This is a genomic window from Rhodococcus spelaei, from assembly GCF_006704125.1.
In the GTDB taxonomy this organism is placed as follows: Bacteria; Actinomycetota; Actinomycetes; order Mycobacteriales; family Mycobacteriaceae; genus Rhodococcus_G; species Rhodococcus_G spelaei.
The window spans coordinates 195,993-211,756 of record NZ_VIGH01000009.1; the positions used below are offsets into that span (position 1 = coordinate 195,993).

Consider the following 15,764-nt stretch of genomic DNA (forward strand, 5'->3'; position numbering starts at 1 on the left):
ATCGACTGCCCTTCGGGGCCGGTATACCGAGGGCCGCTTGCGTTCAATCATTCAACTCAAGCTACCGGCGGGTATCCAGATCGCGCCCCGTCGCGGGGGGTGGGACGGCCTCGCCACGACGGCTGTCGGAGCCATACGCTCTCGAGCATGTACACCGACCTGAACCGGCCGCCTCTCGGCGCCGTCGCACTGCGCCGGGCGCTCGTGACCACGGACGACTCGAGTGGCTTCTACTCGAGTCTCGACGTGGTCGCCGAGACCGGCTCGACGAACGCCGACCTGCTCGCCCGGGCCGCGGATTCCGCCCTCGACCGCGCCGTGCTGATCGCCGAGTACCAGGACCACGGTCGTGGCAGGCACGCCCGCAGCTTCGTGGCGCCGCCACGCTCGTCGATCTCGGTGTCGGTGCTGCTCCGGATGCCGGGGCTGCCGCTGGACCGGATGGGGTGGCTGCCGCTGCTGACCGGGGTCGCCGTGGTCAACGCGCTGCGTTCGGTCGCCGAGGTCGATGCCGTGCTCAAGTGGCCCAACGACGTGCAGATCGACGGCAGGAAGGTCGCGGGCATCCTCGCCGAGGTCGCGGCGACCGCGCCGGTGCCGTCGGTGGTGATCGGGGTCGGGCTCAACGTCACGCTCACCGAGGAGGAGTTGCCGGTCCCGACGGCGACCTCGCTGCAGCTCGCGGACGCCGCGACCACCGACCGGGACACCCTCGCTCGGGCGGTGCTGCGCGAGCTGGCCGCGCAGTGGTCGGCCTGGCGCGACGACGACTGGCGCACGGACGCGCTGGCCGCGGACTACCGGGCGCGTTGCGGCACCCTGGGCCAGCGCGTCCGGGTCGAGCTGCCCGCCGACCGGGAACTGCTCGGGCTCGCGTCGGACGTCGACGACCAGGGCCGGATCGTGGTGCGGCCGGACGGCGGCGGCGAGCCGGTGGCCGTCTCGGCCGGCGACGTCACGCACTTGCGGCCTCAGGTCTGATCGAATCACGAACGGGGCGTGGACCATCCGGTCCACGCCCCGTTCGCACACCCGTGCCCGAGCGGATCAGACGCGATCGGTGTCCCAGGTCGTGACGGCCCAGATCACCACGACGTCGAGCGCGATGATCAGGATCGACCAGAGCGGGTAGTACGGCAGCCACAGGAAGTTGGCGATGATCGAGAGCGCGGCGAGGAAGATCGCCGTGATCCGTGCCCACGTCGCGCCGCTGAGCAGGCCGAAGCCGGTCAGTGCGATCAGGATGCCGACGACGATGTGGATCCAGCCCCAGGTCGTGATGTTGAACTGGTAGGTGTACTCGGGTCCGAACACCAGGACGTTGTCCTTGGCGACCGCCGAGATGCCCTGGAAGATCTGCAGGATGCCGACGGTCAGCAGCAGTACCGCCGCCGCGATGGAGGTGCCTACCGCAAAACCCTGCTTGACGCTGTCGTCCTTGTGGTTCGCGACCGAGTGATCCGTCATGGCCGTTCCTCTCCTGTCGAATGTCTCGAGCATGCTCGACAGCAGTGTCCGGTCTGCGAGCTGTGCGCACCTCATCCGTGGTGGGTGACTTTTCGGTCCGGCGGATTCGGGGGTCGTGAGTCATCCGTCGCGGGTGATGCAGCCGGGAACGCCCGCTGCGACTGTCGGTACGACGCCTGCAGCAGGCATGAAAGGGGTGACGCGATGACGAGCTATCCGGGCGGTGCCGCCGGTCAGGGGGGACCGATCGCGCGAGAGAGGGGAGTCGCCGCCGGAAAGTTCTGGGCCGGCGCGGTCGCCGCGGCTCTGGTCACCGCGCTGTCCGCACTGGTCGTCACCCTGATCGTCAGGGCGTTCGACCTGATGCCGATCGCGCCGCCGTGGCTGCTCGACACCACCGTTGCCGTCCGCTTCGCGATCCTCGGCTTCATCGCCGCGCTCGTCGCCGCCGCGCTGCTGTACCTGCTGCTGGCGACCACTCCGGGTGGGGACTCGTTCTTCGGGTGGATCGTGGGCCTGCTGACCCTCGCGGCGGTGGTGCTGCCGTTCGTGTACGACGCGAGCACCGGCGACAGGATCGCGACGAGCCTGGTGCACCTGTCGATCGGTCTGCCGATCCTCGGGATGCTGCCGGGAGTGGGTGACCGAGCCGCGGTGTGGAAGTGAAGTCCCGCGCCGCGCCCCCGTTCCCGCCCGTGGCCCCCTCGGTGTTGCCGCGCGGACTGATCGTGCTGCTGGGAATGGCGGGCGCCGTGGTCGCGGTGGCCGGGATCCGGGCATTCTCGGGTGTGGTGGGTCCGGTCTTCCTGGCGTTGATGCTCACCGTCGCTGTGCAGCCGTTGGGAAACTGGTTGCAGCGCAAGGGCGCACCCAGATCTATCGCGGTGGTCGCGACGCTGACGACGGTCAATCTGGTGCTCCTCGGCCTGGTCGCGGCGTTGGTGCTCTCGATCGGCCAGCTCGCCACCCTGCTCCCGGACTACGCGGACAAGGCCGACCAGTTGGTCGCCGACGTCCAGTCCTGGCTCGGCGGGCTGAACATCGGGTCCGACCAGGTGAACACGGCACTGTCCAACATCGATCTGGGCAAGGCCGTGGGATTGCTCGACGACATCCTGCGCGGACTGCTGGGTGTGTTCTCCAACCTCTTCTTCATCGTTGCGTTGTTGCTCTTCATGGCAGTCGACGCGAGTTCGTTCGGCGAACGGATGCGGGCGGTTGCCTACGCGCGCCCCGACATGGCCTACGCCTTCTCCTCGTTCGCCAGCGGTACCCGCAGCTACCTGATCGTGTCGACGGTCTTCGGGCTGATCGTTGCCGTCATCGACGCGGGGGCGTTGTGGGCCATGGGGATTCCGCTGCCCATCCTGTGGGGCCTGCTCTCGTTCATCACCAACTACATCCCGAACATCGGTTTCGTGGTGGGCCTGATCCCGCCCGCCCTGATCGCCCTCCTGCAGGGTGGGCCGATGCTGATGCTCTGGGTGATCGTGGTCTACAGCGTGATCAACGTGATCATCCAGTCGGTGATCCAACCCAAGTTCGTCGGTGACGCGGTGGGCCTGTCGGTGACACTCACCTTTCTGTCTCTCGTGTTCTGGGGTTGGGTGCTCGGAGCCCTCGGCGCGTTGCTGGCCATACCGATGACGTTGTTGGTCAAGGCCCTGCTGCTCGACATCGACCCGACCACCCGGTGGGCGAACGCGTTGATATCCGGGTCGCCGCCGACCGCCGAGGACCTCGCCACCGCGGAGCAGGAGGCTGCAGAGCGGGCCGCTGCCCTGCACGAGGAGGCCGAGTCCGAGGTCGAGGACGCTGCGGAGGATGCATCGCCGACGTCCGGGTAGGTGGCAGAATTTCCCGAATGGGATACCCGGAGGACGCGCTCGCCGCGGACGAAGAGCTACTGCTGCACCGGCATCCGCATTGGAAGATGCTGCTGCTACCCGCCGTCACCTTCATCGTGGCGACGGCGGTCGCCGGCTTCGCGGGCGGGCTCGCGCAGGCTCGGCTGGACGGATCCGCGCGGACCGTGGTCCTGCTGGTGATCCTGGCGGCCTGGCTGGCGGTCGTCGGGTGGCGTTGCCTGGGGCCGTTGCTCAGCTGGAAGTCCACCCATTTCATCGTCACCGACCGTCGGGTGCTGATTCGGCACGGGGTCTTCACACACACCGGGATCGACATTCCGATGGGCCGGATCAGCAACGTGCAGTTCCGACACGGCCTCGTCGACCGGATGCTGCGAACCGGCACCCTGGTGATCGGCTCGGCGGCCGACGATCCGCTCGAATTCGACGACATCCCGGACGTCCAGCGCGTCCACTCACTGCTCTACCACCAGGTCTTCGATGCCATGAACCTGCACCGTGACGAGCGCGGCGCGGTCGACTTCGGCGGGGTGGATCCGGACCATTCGGATATCGACGACACCGGAAGTCGGCGGGCGCGGCGCGGCTGGCGGCGCTGAACCGCGGCAATGAGGTGAAATCCGCACCGCGCTCCGTACTGTGGTGTCGTGACTGCTGTACTTCTTGCCGAAGACGATGAGGCGATCGCCGCGCCGCTCTCCCGCGCGCTCGGCCGCGAAGGCTACGACGTGACGGTCGAACAGACCGGCCCCGAGACACTCGAACTGGCCCTGAAGGGTTCGTTCGACCTGCTGATCCTCGATCTCGGGCTGCCCGGCATGGACGGGCTCGAGGTGTGCCGGCAGCTGCGGGGGGCCGGATCGGACCTGGCCGTCCTGATGCTCACCGCGCGCACCGACGAGGTCGACTTCGTGGTGGGCCTCGACGCGGGCGCAGACGACTACGTGGGCAAGCCGTTCCGCCTCGCCGAGCTGATGGCCCGGGTCCGGGCCCTGATGCGTCGGCGCGGGGGCGGCGACGACTCGGTGGTCGAGGTCGGCGACATCCGGCTCGAGCCCGCGGCCCGCCGCGTCATGGTCGGCGGCGCCGAGATCGCCCTGGCCAACAAGGAGTACGAGCTGCTCAAGGTGCTGCTCGACCGGGCCGGCGAGGTGGTCTCCCGGGACGTCATCCTGCAGGAAGTGTGGGGCGACGCGGATCTGCGCGGATCCAAGACCCTGGACATGCACATGTCGTGGCTGCGGCGGAAGATCGGCGACGAGGGGCCGGTCGCCGAGCGCCGCATCGCCACCGTGCGCGGGGTCGGGTTCCGCCTCAACAACGACTAGCCGCCGCGGACCGACATGCGCCGCCGCATCCTGCAATCCATCCTCGCCGTCGTCCTGGTGACCGGACTGCTGCTCGGACTGCCGCTGATGTACACGGCCTGGCTGTGGGTGGAGGACTTCAGCCGTAGCGACCTGCAGGCCCGGCTGAACCGGCTGTCGTCCGAGATCATCTCCCAGGAGGGACAGACCGGACTGGTCGTCGGCGAACTGGACGTGGGTTCGCTCCGGTTGGCCGTGCCCGAGGGCGGCAAGCTGTCCGTGACGTACCCCACCCCGACGGACCCCAGCGCGCGGATCGACATCGGCGCGGCGACCGTCGAGTCACCGCTGATCGAATCGATCTCCATGGGCAGGTCGGGTTCGCTGCGGCTCGAGGCGCCGTCGGAGTCGATGCGCACCCTGCAACGCCAGGCGGTCGGGGCGGTGGCCCTGGTGGTGCTGGCCTCGCTCGCCGCGGGCACGGCGGTCGCGAGCGTAACCGCGAGGAGGCTGGCCGACCCGCTGCAGGACGTCGCGGACCGTGCTGCGCGGCTCGCGAAGGGCGACTTCCGCAAGGACTCACGGCGGTACGGGATCGCCGAACTCGACCGGGTGTCCGACGTCCTGGACGCGGTCACCGTCGACATCGCGAGCCGGCTCCAGAGCGAGCGCGCCCTGGTCGGTGACGTGTCGCATCAGCTGCGCAGCCGGCTCACCGCGGTGCGGCTGCGCCTGGACGAGCTGTCCGTGCACCCGGATCCGGCGGTCGTCGACGAGGCCAACGAGGCGATGGCCCAGGTCGACCGGCTCACTCTGGCTATCGACGAACTGGTCCGCTCGTCCCGCGATGCGGGCCGCCCTCAGGAGTCGGTGTCCGTGGTCGGTGAGCTGGCCACCGTGGTCTCGGAGTGGCAGCGTCAGTACCAGCAGGTCGGACGCTCCCTGGTGCTGCGCGGCGAGCGGGCCGTGCGGTCGTCGGCCACCCCGTCCCGGTTGCGCGAGGCCGTGTCGGTGCTCGTGGACAACGCGCTCATTCACGGCGGCGGGACCTGCACGGTGTCGGTGCGCATGGTGCCCGGTGCGTCCCCGCGGCACGAGGCGATGGTGCGCGTCGAGGTCGCCGATCAGGGGGTGGGCATCAGCGACAAGTTGGCGCCGCACATCTTCGACCGTGGATTCTCCGGTGCCGGGTCCACCGGGGTCGGGCTCGCGCTGGCGCGGGCGCTGGTCGAGGCCGACGGCGGCCGATTGGACCTGCAGCGCCGACGCCCCGCGATCTTCGCGGTGTTCCTGCCGACCGAGCCGAACGGGGAGCCGACGCTGCCGGTCGAACCTCGTTAGCTCAGCTGTCTCGAGGGCCGACTCGCATGCTCGTCAGCTGTGCCCCAACTCTTCCTCGGCCAGCTCCTCCGGCGTCGGGTCGAAGTCGGGCGAGGCGGCCCGCGCGTTCTCCTCCGGGAACGCGAATCGCCGCAGCGCCCAGAATCGGAAGACCATCTGCAGCAGGTTGCCGATGATGTAGTTCAGGACGAAGTCGATGATCACGACCTTGGACACGTTGCCCTGGTCGGCTCGGATCTCGAACATGTTGTTCGCGATCCACATCGGTGCGGCGGCGAGCACGACACCGACGGCACTGATGGTGAAGAACAGCAGGGCCTCGTGGTGCCGCTCGCGTCCGCCACGGTTCTTGAAGGACCATTCGCGGTTGAGGATGTAGCTGAGGATGGTCGCCATCACGCCGGAGATGATCTTGGCGACGGTCGGCTTCTCGTCCAGGACCGTGAAGATCAACGAGTAGAAGATGGCGAGGTCGAAAATCATGGTCGTGCCGCCGACGATCGCGAACTTGACGAGTTCGTGATGACGCAGCACGACGTCCCGTAACGGCGTGGGAACGCGGCTCAACGTCCGATCGACAAAAGACACAACGGTTGACTCTACGAAAGTCTCGCCCGACTCTGTTAACTGACACCCCGGATCACAGGTTGCTCTCAGGTGCGGGCCTCGGCTTTCTCGTGTCGACGCCGACGTGACACCATGGTGAGCCGTGAGCGTCGATCCCGGATCCCAGCACCGCCCCAGCAGCCCGCGCGACCCGAATGCCGGCCTGCCGGTGGTAGCGATGATCGGCGGCGGGCAGTTGGCCCGGATGACCCACCAGGCCGCGATCGAACTCGGTCAGTGCCTCCGGGTGCTCTCCGGCGGTCCGGACGAGCCCGCGGCCCAGGTCAGCGCGAACGTCGTCCTCGGCAGTCACACAGACCTCGACGCGCTGCGCGAGGTCGCGGTCGGTTCCGACGCGCTGACCTTCGACCACGAGCACGTCCCGACCGAGCACCTCGAGGTGCTGGTCGCCGAGGGCGTCAACGTGCAGCCACCGCCGCACGCCCTGATCTTCGCGCAGGACAAGCTGGCGATGCGTCGCCGACTGTCCGAGCTCGGTGTGCCTGTGCCCGCGTTCGCGGAGGTCACCTGGGCCGGTGACGTGGAGCGGTTCGGCAACGAGCACGACTGGCAGATCGTGCTCAAGGCGGTCCGCGGCGGCTACGACGGTCGCGGCGTGTGGATGCCCACCGACGCCGAGGAGGCGGAGGAGATCGTCACCGAGCAGCTCGACATGGGCGTGCGGCTGATGGTCGAGCAGAAGGTCGCGATGCGCCGCGAGCTGTCCGCGATGGTGGCCCGCTCGCCGTTCGGTCAGGGCGCGACCTGGCCGGTCGTCGAGACCGTCCAGCGCGAGGGACAGTGCGCGGTCGTCGTCGCGCCCGCCCCTGAGCTGTCGGACCACCTCGCCGCACAGGCCGAGCAGCTGGCGCTGCGGATCTCCGCCGAGCTCGGCGCCGTCGGGGCGATGGCCGTCGAACTGTTCGAGACCACCGACGGCACGCTGGTCGTGAACGAACTCGCGATGCGGCCGCACAACTCCGGGCACTGGACCCAGGACGGCGCACGGACCTCGCAGTTCGAGCAGCACCTGCGGGCCGTGCTCGACTACCCGCTCGGCGACCCGTCGCCGGTCGCCCCGGTGACGGTGATGGCCAACGTGCTCGGCGCGCCGACCGCGCCGGCGATGAGCATGGACGAGCGACTGCACCACCTGTTCGCCCGGATGCCCGACGCGAAGGTGCACATGTACGGCAAGGGTGAGCGCAAGGACCGCAAGATCGGCCACGTCAACGTGGTCGGCGGGTACGACGGATCGCTGAGCGACCCGGCCTACGTGGCGGCCGTGCGCGAGCGCGCCGAGCGGGCCGCGCACTGGCTCTCGCACGGGGAGTGGACCGACGGATGGGATGTACACGGTGAGTGATTCGACGAACGGGCCGCTGGTCGGCCTGATCATGGGCAGCGACTCGGACTGGCCGACGATGGAGGCTGCCGCCGAGGCGCTGGCCGAGTTCGGGATCCGCTTCGAGGTCGGCGTGGTCTCCGCGCATCGCACGCCGCAGCGGATGCTGGACTACGCCCGCGAGGCGGCCGGTCGCGGACTGAAGGTGATCATCGCCGGTGCGGGCGGTGCCGCCCACCTGCCCGGCATGGTGGCCTCCGCGACGGCACTGCCGGTGATCGGAGTTCCGGTGCCGCTGAAGTACCTCGACGGGATGGACTCGCTGCTCTCGATCGTGCAGATGCCGGCGGGTGTGCCGGTCGCGACGGTGTCGATCGGCGGGGCGCGCAACGCGGGACTGCTGGCGGCCAGGATCCTCGGCGCGTCCGATCCCGCGCTGCGCGAGGCGATGGAACGGTTCCAGGCCGGGCTCGAGTCGATGGTGCTGGAGAAGGACGCGGCGCTGCGCGCGAAGTTGTTGGGCTGATTGGTCGTTTCGGGTCCGGGGCGGCCCCGTGCGGGTTAGATTCGGCGACGTCGGATTTACGTTCATCGTTGCCACGAATTGAACCCGGGAGTGCTTCATGCCTGCACCGCTCGACGAGTACCCGATCCACCAGACCCCGCTGCCGATGTCGCGGGTTGTCTCCTCGGACAAGAACTTCTACGACCGCTCCTATTTCAACGCGCTCGACACCGAGGGTGATCTCTTCCTCGTCACCGGTTTCGGGGTCTACCCGAATCTCGGCGTCACCGACGCGTTCGCGACGGTCCGTAAGGGCGATCGGCAGTGGGCGGTCCGGTTCTCCGACGCGTTGGAGGAGCGTTCACTGGACCTGGCGGTGGGCGGCTACCGGATCGAGGTGCTCGAGCCGCTGCGCAAGCTGCGGGTGGTCTGCGAGGGCGACGACGCCGGCGGCCTCGGTTTCGACCTCACGTGGGAAGGGACCTGTCCCGCGGTGCAGGAGCAGCCGCACCTGCTGACGAACGGCCTGCGGCCGCAGTTGGAGTCGAGCAGGTTCGCCCAGACCGGCGTGTGGTCGGGGGTGCTGTCGGTCGACGGCGAGGACCTGGTGGTCGAGCCGGACCGGTGGATGGGCACCAGGGACCGGTCCTGGGGCATCCGTCCGGTCGGCGATCCGGACCCGGCGGGCCGGCTCGTCGAGCAGCCGTCCGAGGGGTTCTGGTGGCTGTACGTCCCGCTGCGGTTCGCGGAGTTCTCGGTGATCGTGATCATCCAGGAGAGCCCGGACGGGTTCCGCACGCTCAACGACGCCACCCGGGTGTGGAACGACGGTCGGGTCGAGCAGTTGGGCTGGCCGCGGGTCGAGTTGAAATACCACCCCGGCACCCGCCGGGCCTTCGCTGCGACGCTGCACCTGACGGCCGCAGACGGCAGTCCCGTCACGATCGAGGTGACCCCCCGCACCGGCATCGCGCTGCACGTCGGCGGCGGCTACGGCGGTGACCCGGAGTGGACGCACGGGCAGTGGAAGGGGCGGAACTGGGTCTCGCGCTCCGTCTACGACCTCACCGATCCGGCGATCGCGGGCCGAATTCCCTTCGGCGTCAGCGACTTCTCCGCCAGCGCCACCTGCAACGGGGCGCCGGGCGCCGGGATGTTCGAGCATGCGAGCCTCGGCAGGCACGACCCGACCGGCTTCGCGGACTGGTCCTCGGTCGCGCAGTAGGCGGCGCGCAGCGCCTACGCTGGCGCCATGCCCGATGACACAGACAGGTTCAGGCTCCAGGTGGTGTCGGAGGCCCTGCGACTGTTCGCGGAGAAGGGCTACGAGGCGACCACCGTCGACGAGATCGCCGAGGCCGCGGGCATCTCGCGGCGCACGTTCTTCCGTCAGTTCCGGGCGAAGGAGGACGTGGTCTTCGCGGACCACGAGATCCTGCTCGAGCAGGCGGCGGCATTCCTGGACGCCGAACACGAGGACCCGTGGGCGGCGGTGTGCGAGGCCGCGATGATCGTCTTCGAGCGGTTCTCGCACTGGCGTGACGTGGCAAGCCGCCGGTACGCGGTGGTGCACGAGGTGCCCGCGTTGCGCGACCGCGAGATCGTCACCGGCTTCCGGTACGAGCGCCTGTTCGTCGACTACCTGCGCGCAAGGCTGCCGGACGAACAGGATCTGACGATGGTCCAGTTCGCGGCCGCGGTCACCGCGACGCACAACTACCTGCTGCGGCGGATGGTCCGTGACGGAGCCGCGACGACCTCGACCGAACTGCGGTCAGCGCTGGCGGCCTTGCGCCGGGACATCGACCGTCGGGGCGGGCGCGACGGGGCCGGCGACGACATGGTGGTCGCGGTGTTTCCGCGCGGTACCGCGCCGCGGCAGGTGGCGGACCTGCTGCAGCGACGGCTGGAACTCGGCGGCCTCTGAGCAAGTTGGCACTCGGTGCCGCTGTGGTGGCACGTCGTACCCGGCCACGTCTCAGCAGGTGGGGTATGATGACCCAAGAATGGCACTGAGTGCCGCGCCCCACGACTCTGCACGAGGAGCAACCAGATGGCTGGAAATCCCGACTTCGACCTGTTCAAGCTCGCCGACGAGCACAACGAACTGCGCTCGGCGATCCGCGCGCTCTCCGAGAAGGAGATCGCGCCCTACGCCAAGGATGTCGACGGGAACTCCCGGTTCCCCGAGGAGGCGCTGACCGCGCTGGTGAACTCGGGCTTCAACGCCATCCACGTGCCCGAGGCCTACGACGGCCAGGGCGCCGACTCCGTCGCCACCTGCATCGTGATCGAGGAGGTCGCCCGCGTCTGTGGTTCCTCGTCGCTGATCCCCGCCGTCAACAAGCTCGGCACCATGGGCCTGATCCTCAACGGCTCCGAGGAGCTCAAGCAGCAGGTGCTGCCGACGCTCGCGTCCGGCGAGGCGATGGCGTCCTACGCGCTGTCCGAGCGCGAGGCGGGATCCGACGCCGCCTCCATGCGCACCCGCGCCAAGCAGGACGGCGACGACTGGATCCTCAACGGCGGCAAGTGCTGGATCACCAACGGCGGCAAGTCCACCTGGTACACCGTCATGGCCGTGACCGACCCCGACAAGGGCGCCAACGGCATCAGCTCGTTCATCGTCCACAAGGACGACCCGGGCTTCTCGGTCACCGGCTACGAGCACAAGCTCGGCATCAAGGGTTCGCCCACCGCCGAGCTCGCGTTCGAGAACTGCCGCATCCCCGGCGACCGCATCATCGGTGAGCCCGGCACCGGCTTCAAGACCGCACTGCAGACCCTCGACCACACCCGCCCGACCATCGGCGCACAGGCCGTCGGCCTGGCCCAGGGTGCGTTCGATGCCGCGCTGGCGTACACCAAGGACCGCAAGCAGTTCGGTAAGGCGATCGCGGACAATCAGGCCGTGCAGTTCATGCTCGCGGACATGGCGATGAAGATCGAAGCCGCGCGTCTGATGGTCTACACCTCCGCCGCCCGCGCCGAACGTGGCGAGAAGAACCTCGGTTTCATCTCCGCCGCCGCCAAGTGCTTCGCCTCGGACGTCGCGATGGAGGTCACCACCGACGCCGTGCAGCTGTTCGGCGGCGCCGGCTACACCACCGACTTCCCGGTCGAGCGGATGATGCGCGACGCCAAGATCACCCAGATCTACGAGGGCACCAACCAGATTCAGCGCGTCGTGATGTCGCGCGCACTGCTCAAGTGAGCTGACGCCCGACGACTGGTGGCCGGTGAGTTCGCTCACCGGCCACCGGTGTCTGTCGGGTTCGGGTGTCTACGCTGGGTCCATGTCCCGATTCCCGCTGAGTGAGCGCTGGTACCGCTGGAGCGGTGAGCACGTCGCGGGGATCGACCGGGTGATCGCATCGGTGCTGTCCGTGCTGTGCGCGGTCGCGGCACTGGCCTCGGACGCCGGGATCGTCGGGACGGTCGTCTCGCTCGGAATGACCGTCCCGCTGGCGTGGCGTCGAACGCGGGTCGCGGCATCGGGTTTCACCATCGCGGCCTTCGCCGCCGTGCATGTCGTGGTCATTCCGGACCAGTTGCTCGCCTCCGCGATTGCGGTCCCGATCGCGCTGTACGCGCTCGCCGCCTACGGGCCACGCAGGGCCAGTGGATGGGGCCTCGGCATTGCGATTCTCGGTGCGGTCGCCGCCGGCGCTCGCTACTTCCGGGGCGAGGGGATCTCCTGGCAGGAGCAGGTCTTCGCGACGGCCTTCCTGGTCCTGTTCGTCGTCTCGGTGTGGGCGTTCGGCGACCTGCGCCGGGTCCGCAACCAGGAACTCGCGGGCCTGACGGAACGGGCTCGACTGCTCGAACTCGAGCGCGCGCAGGAGGCAGAACTCGCCGCCGTCAACGAGCGCACCCGGATCGCCCGCGAGATGCACGACATCGTGGCCCACTCGTTGACCGTGGTGATCGCCCAGGCGGACGGCGGCCGGTACAGCGCGAAGGCCGACCCCGAGGCGGCGATCGCGGCACTGACCACGATCTCGGACACCGGTCGGCAGGCGCTGACGGACATGCGCGCACTGCTGTCGGTGCTGCGGGAGGACCGGCCCCGCGACTACGCGTCCACCCCAGGGGTTTCCGACATGGATGCACTGATCGAGGAGATCCGCGCCGGGGGCCTGGCAGTCGAGCACACGTCGGTGGGGGAGCGTCGGGCCTTGTCGACGGGCGCCGAGTTGACGGCCTACCGGATCGCGCAGGAATCGTTGACGAACGTGCTCAAGCACGCAGGCCGCGCCGCCCGCGTCCAGGTCCGCGAGCACTGGACCGACAGTGCGCTGGAGTTGACGATCGAGGACGACGGCGGCGGGGCGTACGGCGCCCTGGTCGAACCGAGTGCGGGCGGTCAGGGCGTGATCGGGATGCGCGAACGCGTCGAACTGTACGGCGGGCGCTTCAGTGCGGCACCGGCGGTCGGCGGCGGATTCCGCGTGCACGCCGAGTTGCCTTACGAGAGAGGGGAATGACGGGTGTCCGAGACGTTCGGGGAGCGTGGGACGGCCGGGGCGGAAGGCCCGATCCGGATTGCTCTGGTCGACGACCAGCAACTGGTGCGGGCCGGGTTCCGGATGGTGATCGACTCGCAGTCGGACCTACAGGTGGCGGTCGAGGCCTCGGACGGCGAGCAGGCGCTGCGGGAGCTCGCGCGCACCCCGGTCGACGTGGTGCTGATGGACGTGCAGATGCCGAACATGGACGGCATCGAGGCGACGCGTCGGCTGACCGCGCTGGAATCCGCTCCGAAGGTGGTGGTGCTCACCACCTTCGACAACGACGAGTACGTGGTCGGCGCGATCTCCGCCGGCGCCAGTGGTTTCCTGCTCAAGGACGCCCAGCCGGAGGAACTGCTCGGCGCGTTGCGCACCGTGTACCGCGGCGACGCGGTGATCGCCGCCCGTTCGACCCGGCGGCTGCTCCAGCATGTGGGACCGCTGCTGACCGGTTCGTCGGCCGTCGTCAGACCGCAGTTGCCGGACGATCTGACGCCGAGGGAATCGGAGGTGCTCGAGGCGATGGCACACGGCTTGTCGAACGCCGAGATCGCGCAGAAGTTCTTCGTCTCCGAGGCCACAGTGAAAACTCACGTGGGGCGGGTGCTCTCGAAGACCGGATCCCGCGACCGCGTGCAGGCGGTGGTGTTCGCCTATCAGACCGGACTGGTGCAGCCGGAGGATCTGCTCGGCGGCTAGACCGGAGTGGGCACACATTCCGTGGTATCGGCGGCGGTTTTCGCGCATCCGGGTCGCAGAATGTGAGAAGACTCCGGTGGATCACCTCCTCGTTCTCCTCCTCTTTCGCACCACCCGCACTGCCTCGTCCGCGATCTCGTCCAGGTGTTGGTACACGTCGTACGCCGCGTATCGCAGGATCAGCCAACCGTCGAGCAGAAGCCAGTTCTGACGCCGACGGTCCTTGCGGAACACCTCGGGTTCGCTGTGGAACTCGCGGCCGTCGATCTCCACGATCGTTCGGGAGCGCTCGTCGACGAAGTCGCAGAAGTACGTTCCCACAGGATGGTTCGGTTCGAGCTTGCAGCGCCGGGCGGCCAACGCACGACCGAAGATTCGCTCGGGTTCCGACGCTGCCCAGCCGGCCGCGGCATACAGCTGCCTGCGTTGTTCGCGGACGCCGACCCGGCCGGCGTCCAACTCGCACATCAGATGCAGCTTCCTGGCGTTCACCTTCGTCCGGATGTGGTCGTCGACCATGGCGTCCGCCTCGTGCCGCGGCAGGACGGCGACCGAATCCAGCATGGCGCGTTCGGGATCGGCGGTCGGCAAACCCCATGCCGAGGTGACGTTCTCGGCGGAGATCTCACGCCGGTACAGCTTGAGCCAACTCGGTGGCCGGACGCTGGTGCCGGCGGGGACGGAGGCTTCGATCATCGTCGGGGCAGGCAGCATGTTCCACAGCCAGGCGGCGGTCCGGTGACTGAGCACGGCGTCGGGTTGCCAGAGGACGGCGGCCGAGCAGTGTGCGTGCGGGGTGGGCTCGACAATGCAGTAGATGCCCGGAAGCAGGCGCGTGTACCTGCCGCTGCGGCATCGGTCGTGGATGGTGCTGCTGCTGACACCCGACGCGAGTAGTTCGTCGCGGGTACGTACTCCGAATGGATTCATGCCGAGACCATCGCGCGGCGGGGCGGATGACATCTCGAGTCGTCCTGGGGAAACGTCGTGGCCTGTGGATGAAATCAGGACCTGTGGACAACCCGGAGTGGGCGCACATTCCGTGGTACCTGCGGCGGTTTTCGCGTATCCGGGTCACGGAGTGTGAGAAGACTCCGGGCACTCGTCGCCCGTCGCGTTTGTGCACTCGGTGTCGCGTCCGCGCGATCCCGCCGTGCGCGGCGGGGAGCAGGCGTTCAATGGTTGCCAGTAGTCGAACGGCTCTGGCAACCGGAGGAGTGAAGACCTATGGGTTCGATCACGATGGACGTCGTCCAGGACCTGATGAAACTTGTCATGGACCTGATGGCGGGCATGCAGAACGGCCAGGGTGGCGGGACGGGGAAGGGTGGCGGCGGCACCAGCCCGCTCGGCGCGCTGGGTGGGCTCGGCAGTATGAGCTAGGCCCGCCGGGCGGTGACCTTCTCGCTCTCGATCCGCCGTTCGATTCGCGTCTCGTCCAGGTTGTCCACCTGAACCAGGGACGCTCCGACCGACAGCACGGCGAGCAGGCCGTCGGTCAAGTCCCGGGCGTTCGACCACTGCGAGGTGGACAGCACCCTGTCGGTTCCGGAAAACCCTTGCGCGGCAGCGGAATCGCGGGCCGCCTGCAGGACGTGCCCGACCGACTGTCCGTCCAGTGCGGCCGCGGACGGATCCGCCCGGTCCGGCCGGAACTGGTCGCCGTGCACGCGCACGGACGTGGCGTAGTCGGTGACCCCGACCGGCAGGTTCTCCACGGGCCGGCCGAACGCGTCCAGGGACAGCGCCGCCACCTCGGCGACGTCGGCCACGTCGTCGAGTCGGTCCGCGGTCACCAGTGCGAGATCGGCGTCGAGGTCCGCGGCGAGCACGACTTCCAGACCCGCCCACCAGCAACCGAGCAACACCGCCGCCGACTGCCAGTGCGCAGGCAGCAGCACGGACACGCGCGCGCCGGGGGCGAGGCCGAACTCGTCACGCACCAGGTTCGCGGTCTTGGCCGCCCAGTTCGCGAGCGTCAACGCGGACAACTCGATGCGTGCACCGGTTGCGTCGTCGTAGTAGGTGATGCGCGGGGTCGCCGGATCCTGCCGCAGGATCGGGTCGAGCAGGTCGCCGGTGAGGTTGCCGGTCGAGCTGTTCTGGTCTGCCACG

18 protein-coding genes are annotated in these 15,764 nt (G+C 68.8%); 14 read left to right on the forward strand and 4 right to left on the reverse strand.

Going from position 1 to position 15,764, the window contains the following annotated elements; translation table 11 throughout:
• The first annotated feature begins 147 nt into the window (after positions 1-147).
• Positions 148-981, forward strand: coding sequence for a biotin--[acetyl-CoA-carboxylase] ligase (locus FK531_RS19360; RefSeq protein ID WP_142102273.1), 834 nt, complete (start codon positions 148-150; stop codon positions 979-981).
• 66 nt (positions 982-1,047) lie between these two features.
• Here the strand turns inward: FK531_RS19360 and FK531_RS19365 are convergent, their stop codons facing one another.
• On the reverse strand, positions 1,048-1,467 hold the full coding sequence (locus FK531_RS19365) for a DUF7144 family membrane protein (protein ID WP_142102275.1): 420 nt from the start codon (positions 1,465-1,467) through the stop codon (positions 1,048-1,050).
• Between the two features lie 204 nt (positions 1,468-1,671).
• Here FK531_RS19365 and FK531_RS19370 point away from each other — a divergent pair, with 204 nt between their 5' ends.
• The 5 genes from FK531_RS19370 to FK531_RS19390 are packed head-to-tail and all read left to right on the forward strand — an operon-like array spanning position 1,672 to position 5,983.
• The gene (locus tag FK531_RS19370; protein WP_142102277.1) at positions 1,672-2,133 is read left to right on the forward strand and encodes a DUF6069 family protein; all 462 of its coding nucleotides are present in this window, start codon (positions 1,672-1,674) and stop codon (positions 2,131-2,133) included.
• Positions 2,130-3,314 (forward strand): AI-2E family transporter, encoded by a 1,185-nt coding sequence (locus FK531_RS19375; protein ID WP_435531072.1) that lies wholly within the window; start codon positions 2,130-2,132, stop codon positions 3,312-3,314. The genes FK531_RS19370 and FK531_RS19375 overlap by 4 nt, the downstream gene beginning before the upstream one ends.
• A 17-nt stretch (positions 3,315-3,331) precedes the next feature.
• The gene (locus FK531_RS19380) at positions 3,332-3,934 is read left to right on the forward strand and encodes a PH domain-containing protein (RefSeq protein WP_142102279.1); all 603 of its coding nucleotides are present in this window, start codon (positions 3,332-3,334) and stop codon (positions 3,932-3,934) included.
• Positions 3,935-3,982: 48 nt separating this feature from the next.
• Positions 3,983-4,663 carry a response regulator transcription factor gene (locus FK531_RS19385; RefSeq protein WP_142102281.1) on the forward strand — a complete coding sequence of 227 codons (681 nt, stop codon included), beginning with the start codon at positions 3,983-3,985 and terminating at the stop codon, positions 4,661-4,663.
• 15 nt (positions 4,664-4,678) lie between these two features.
• Positions 4,679-5,983, forward strand: coding sequence for a sensor histidine kinase (locus FK531_RS19390; protein ID WP_142102283.1), 1,305 nt, complete (start codon positions 4,679-4,681; stop codon positions 5,981-5,983).
• Between the two features lie 33 nt (positions 5,984-6,016).
• On the opposite strand, the gene FK531_RS19395 is transcribed toward FK531_RS19390, so the two are convergent.
• Positions 6,017-6,571 carry a GtrA family protein gene (locus tag FK531_RS19395; protein ID WP_181763034.1) on the reverse strand — a complete coding sequence of 185 codons (555 nt, stop codon included), beginning with the start codon at positions 6,569-6,571 and terminating at the stop codon, positions 6,017-6,019.
• A 121-nt stretch (positions 6,572-6,692) separates the two neighbouring features.
• Between FK531_RS19395 and FK531_RS19400 the strand changes: the two genes are divergently transcribed.
• The 7 genes from FK531_RS19400 to FK531_RS19430 all read left to right on the forward strand — a co-directional run bounded on the left by FK531_RS19400 (position 6,693) and on the right by FK531_RS19430 (position 13,649).
• Positions 6,693-7,955, forward strand: a complete 1,263-nt coding sequence (locus FK531_RS19400) for a 5-(carboxyamino)imidazole ribonucleotide synthase (RefSeq protein WP_435531073.1) — start codon at positions 6,693-6,695, stop codon at positions 7,953-7,955.
• Positions 7,939-8,460, forward strand: a complete 522-nt coding sequence (gene purE, locus FK531_RS19405; protein WP_142102285.1) for a 5-(carboxyamino)imidazole ribonucleotide mutase — start codon at positions 7,939-7,941, stop codon at positions 8,458-8,460. Before FK531_RS19400 ends, purE begins: the two co-directional genes overlap by 17 nt.
• 97 nt (positions 8,461-8,557) lie before the next feature.
• Positions 8,558-9,664, forward strand: a complete 1,107-nt coding sequence (locus FK531_RS19410) for an Rv3169 family protein (protein WP_142102287.1) — start codon at positions 8,558-8,560, stop codon at positions 9,662-9,664.
• Between the two features lie 27 nt (positions 9,665-9,691).
• A complete protein-coding gene (locus FK531_RS19415) occupies positions 9,692-10,366 on the forward strand; it encodes a TetR family transcriptional regulator (protein ID WP_142102289.1) in 675 nt (224 codons plus the stop codon).
• A 126-nt stretch (positions 10,367-10,492) separates the two neighbouring features.
• Complete coding sequence (locus FK531_RS19420; RefSeq protein WP_142102291.1) at positions 10,493-11,653, forward strand: acyl-CoA dehydrogenase; 1,161 nt, start codon at positions 10,493-10,495, stop codon at positions 11,651-11,653.
• Positions 11,654-11,735: 82 nt separating this feature from the next.
• A complete protein-coding gene (locus FK531_RS19425) occupies positions 11,736-12,926 on the forward strand; it encodes a sensor histidine kinase (protein ID WP_142102293.1) in 1,191 nt (396 codons plus the stop codon).
• Positions 12,927-12,929: 3 nt separating this feature from the next.
• A complete protein-coding gene (locus FK531_RS19430) occupies positions 12,930-13,649 on the forward strand; it encodes a response regulator (RefSeq protein ID WP_142102295.1) in 720 nt (239 codons plus the stop codon).
• 81 nt (positions 13,650-13,730) lie between these two features.
• On the opposite strand, the gene FK531_RS19435 is transcribed toward FK531_RS19430, so the two are convergent.
• Positions 13,731-14,579, reverse strand: a complete 849-nt coding sequence (locus FK531_RS19435) for a type IV toxin-antitoxin system AbiEi family antitoxin domain-containing protein (RefSeq protein WP_181763035.1) — start codon at positions 14,577-14,579, stop codon at positions 13,731-13,733.
• A 297-nt stretch (positions 14,580-14,876) separates the two neighbouring features.
• On the opposite strand from FK531_RS19435, the gene FK531_RS22495 reads away from it, so the two are divergent.
• The gene (locus FK531_RS22495) at positions 14,877-15,032 is read left to right on the forward strand and encodes a hypothetical protein (protein ID WP_181763036.1); all 156 of its coding nucleotides are present in this window, start codon (positions 14,877-14,879) and stop codon (positions 15,030-15,032) included.
• Here the strand turns inward: FK531_RS22495 and FK531_RS19440 are convergent.
• Positions 15,029-15,763 (reverse strand): TIGR03089 family protein, encoded by a 735-nt coding sequence (locus FK531_RS19440; RefSeq protein ID WP_181763037.1) that lies wholly within the window; start codon positions 15,761-15,763, stop codon positions 15,029-15,031. The genes FK531_RS22495 and FK531_RS19440 overlap by 4 nt on opposite strands.
• Position 15,764 lies beyond the last annotated feature (1 nt).

Coding starts and splice junctions, on each gene's coding strand:
- FK531_RS19365 (WP_142102275.1), bottom strand. CDS start 1,467: ATGACGGATCACTCGGTCGCGAACCACAAGGACGACAGCGTCAAGCAG.
- FK531_RS19370 (WP_142102277.1), top strand. CDS start 1,672: ATGACGAGCTATCCGGGCGGTGCCGCCGGTCAGGGGGGACCGATCGCG.
- purE (WP_142102285.1), top strand. CDS start 7,939: ATGTACACGGTGAGTGATTCGACGAACGGGCCGCTGGTCGGCCTGATC.
- FK531_RS22495 (WP_181763036.1), top strand. CDS start 14,877: ATGGGTTCGATCACGATGGACGTCGTCCAGGACCTGATGAAACTTGTC.
- FK531_RS19420 (WP_142102291.1), top strand. CDS start 10,493: ATGGCTGGAAATCCCGACTTCGACCTGTTCAAGCTCGCCGACGAGCAC.
- FK531_RS19390 (WP_142102283.1), top strand. CDS start 4,679: ATGCGCCGCCGCATCCTGCAATCCATCCTCGCCGTCGTCCTGGTGACC.
- FK531_RS19360 (WP_142102273.1), top strand. CDS start 148: ATGTACACCGACCTGAACCGGCCGCCTCTCGGCGCCGTCGCACTGCGC.
- FK531_RS19380 (WP_142102279.1), top strand. CDS start 3,332: ATGGGATACCCGGAGGACGCGCTCGCCGCGGACGAAGAGCTACTGCTG.
- FK531_RS19415 (WP_142102289.1), top strand. CDS start 9,692: ATGCCCGATGACACAGACAGGTTCAGGCTCCAGGTGGTGTCGGAGGCC.
- FK531_RS19410 (WP_142102287.1), top strand. CDS start 8,558: ATGCCTGCACCGCTCGACGAGTACCCGATCCACCAGACCCCGCTGCCG.
- FK531_RS19435 (WP_181763035.1), bottom strand. CDS start 14,579: ATGAATCCATTCGGAGTACGTACCCGCGACGAACTACTCGCGTCGGGT.
- FK531_RS19425 (WP_142102293.1), top strand. CDS start 11,736: ATGTCCCGATTCCCGCTGAGTGAGCGCTGGTACCGCTGGAGCGGTGAG.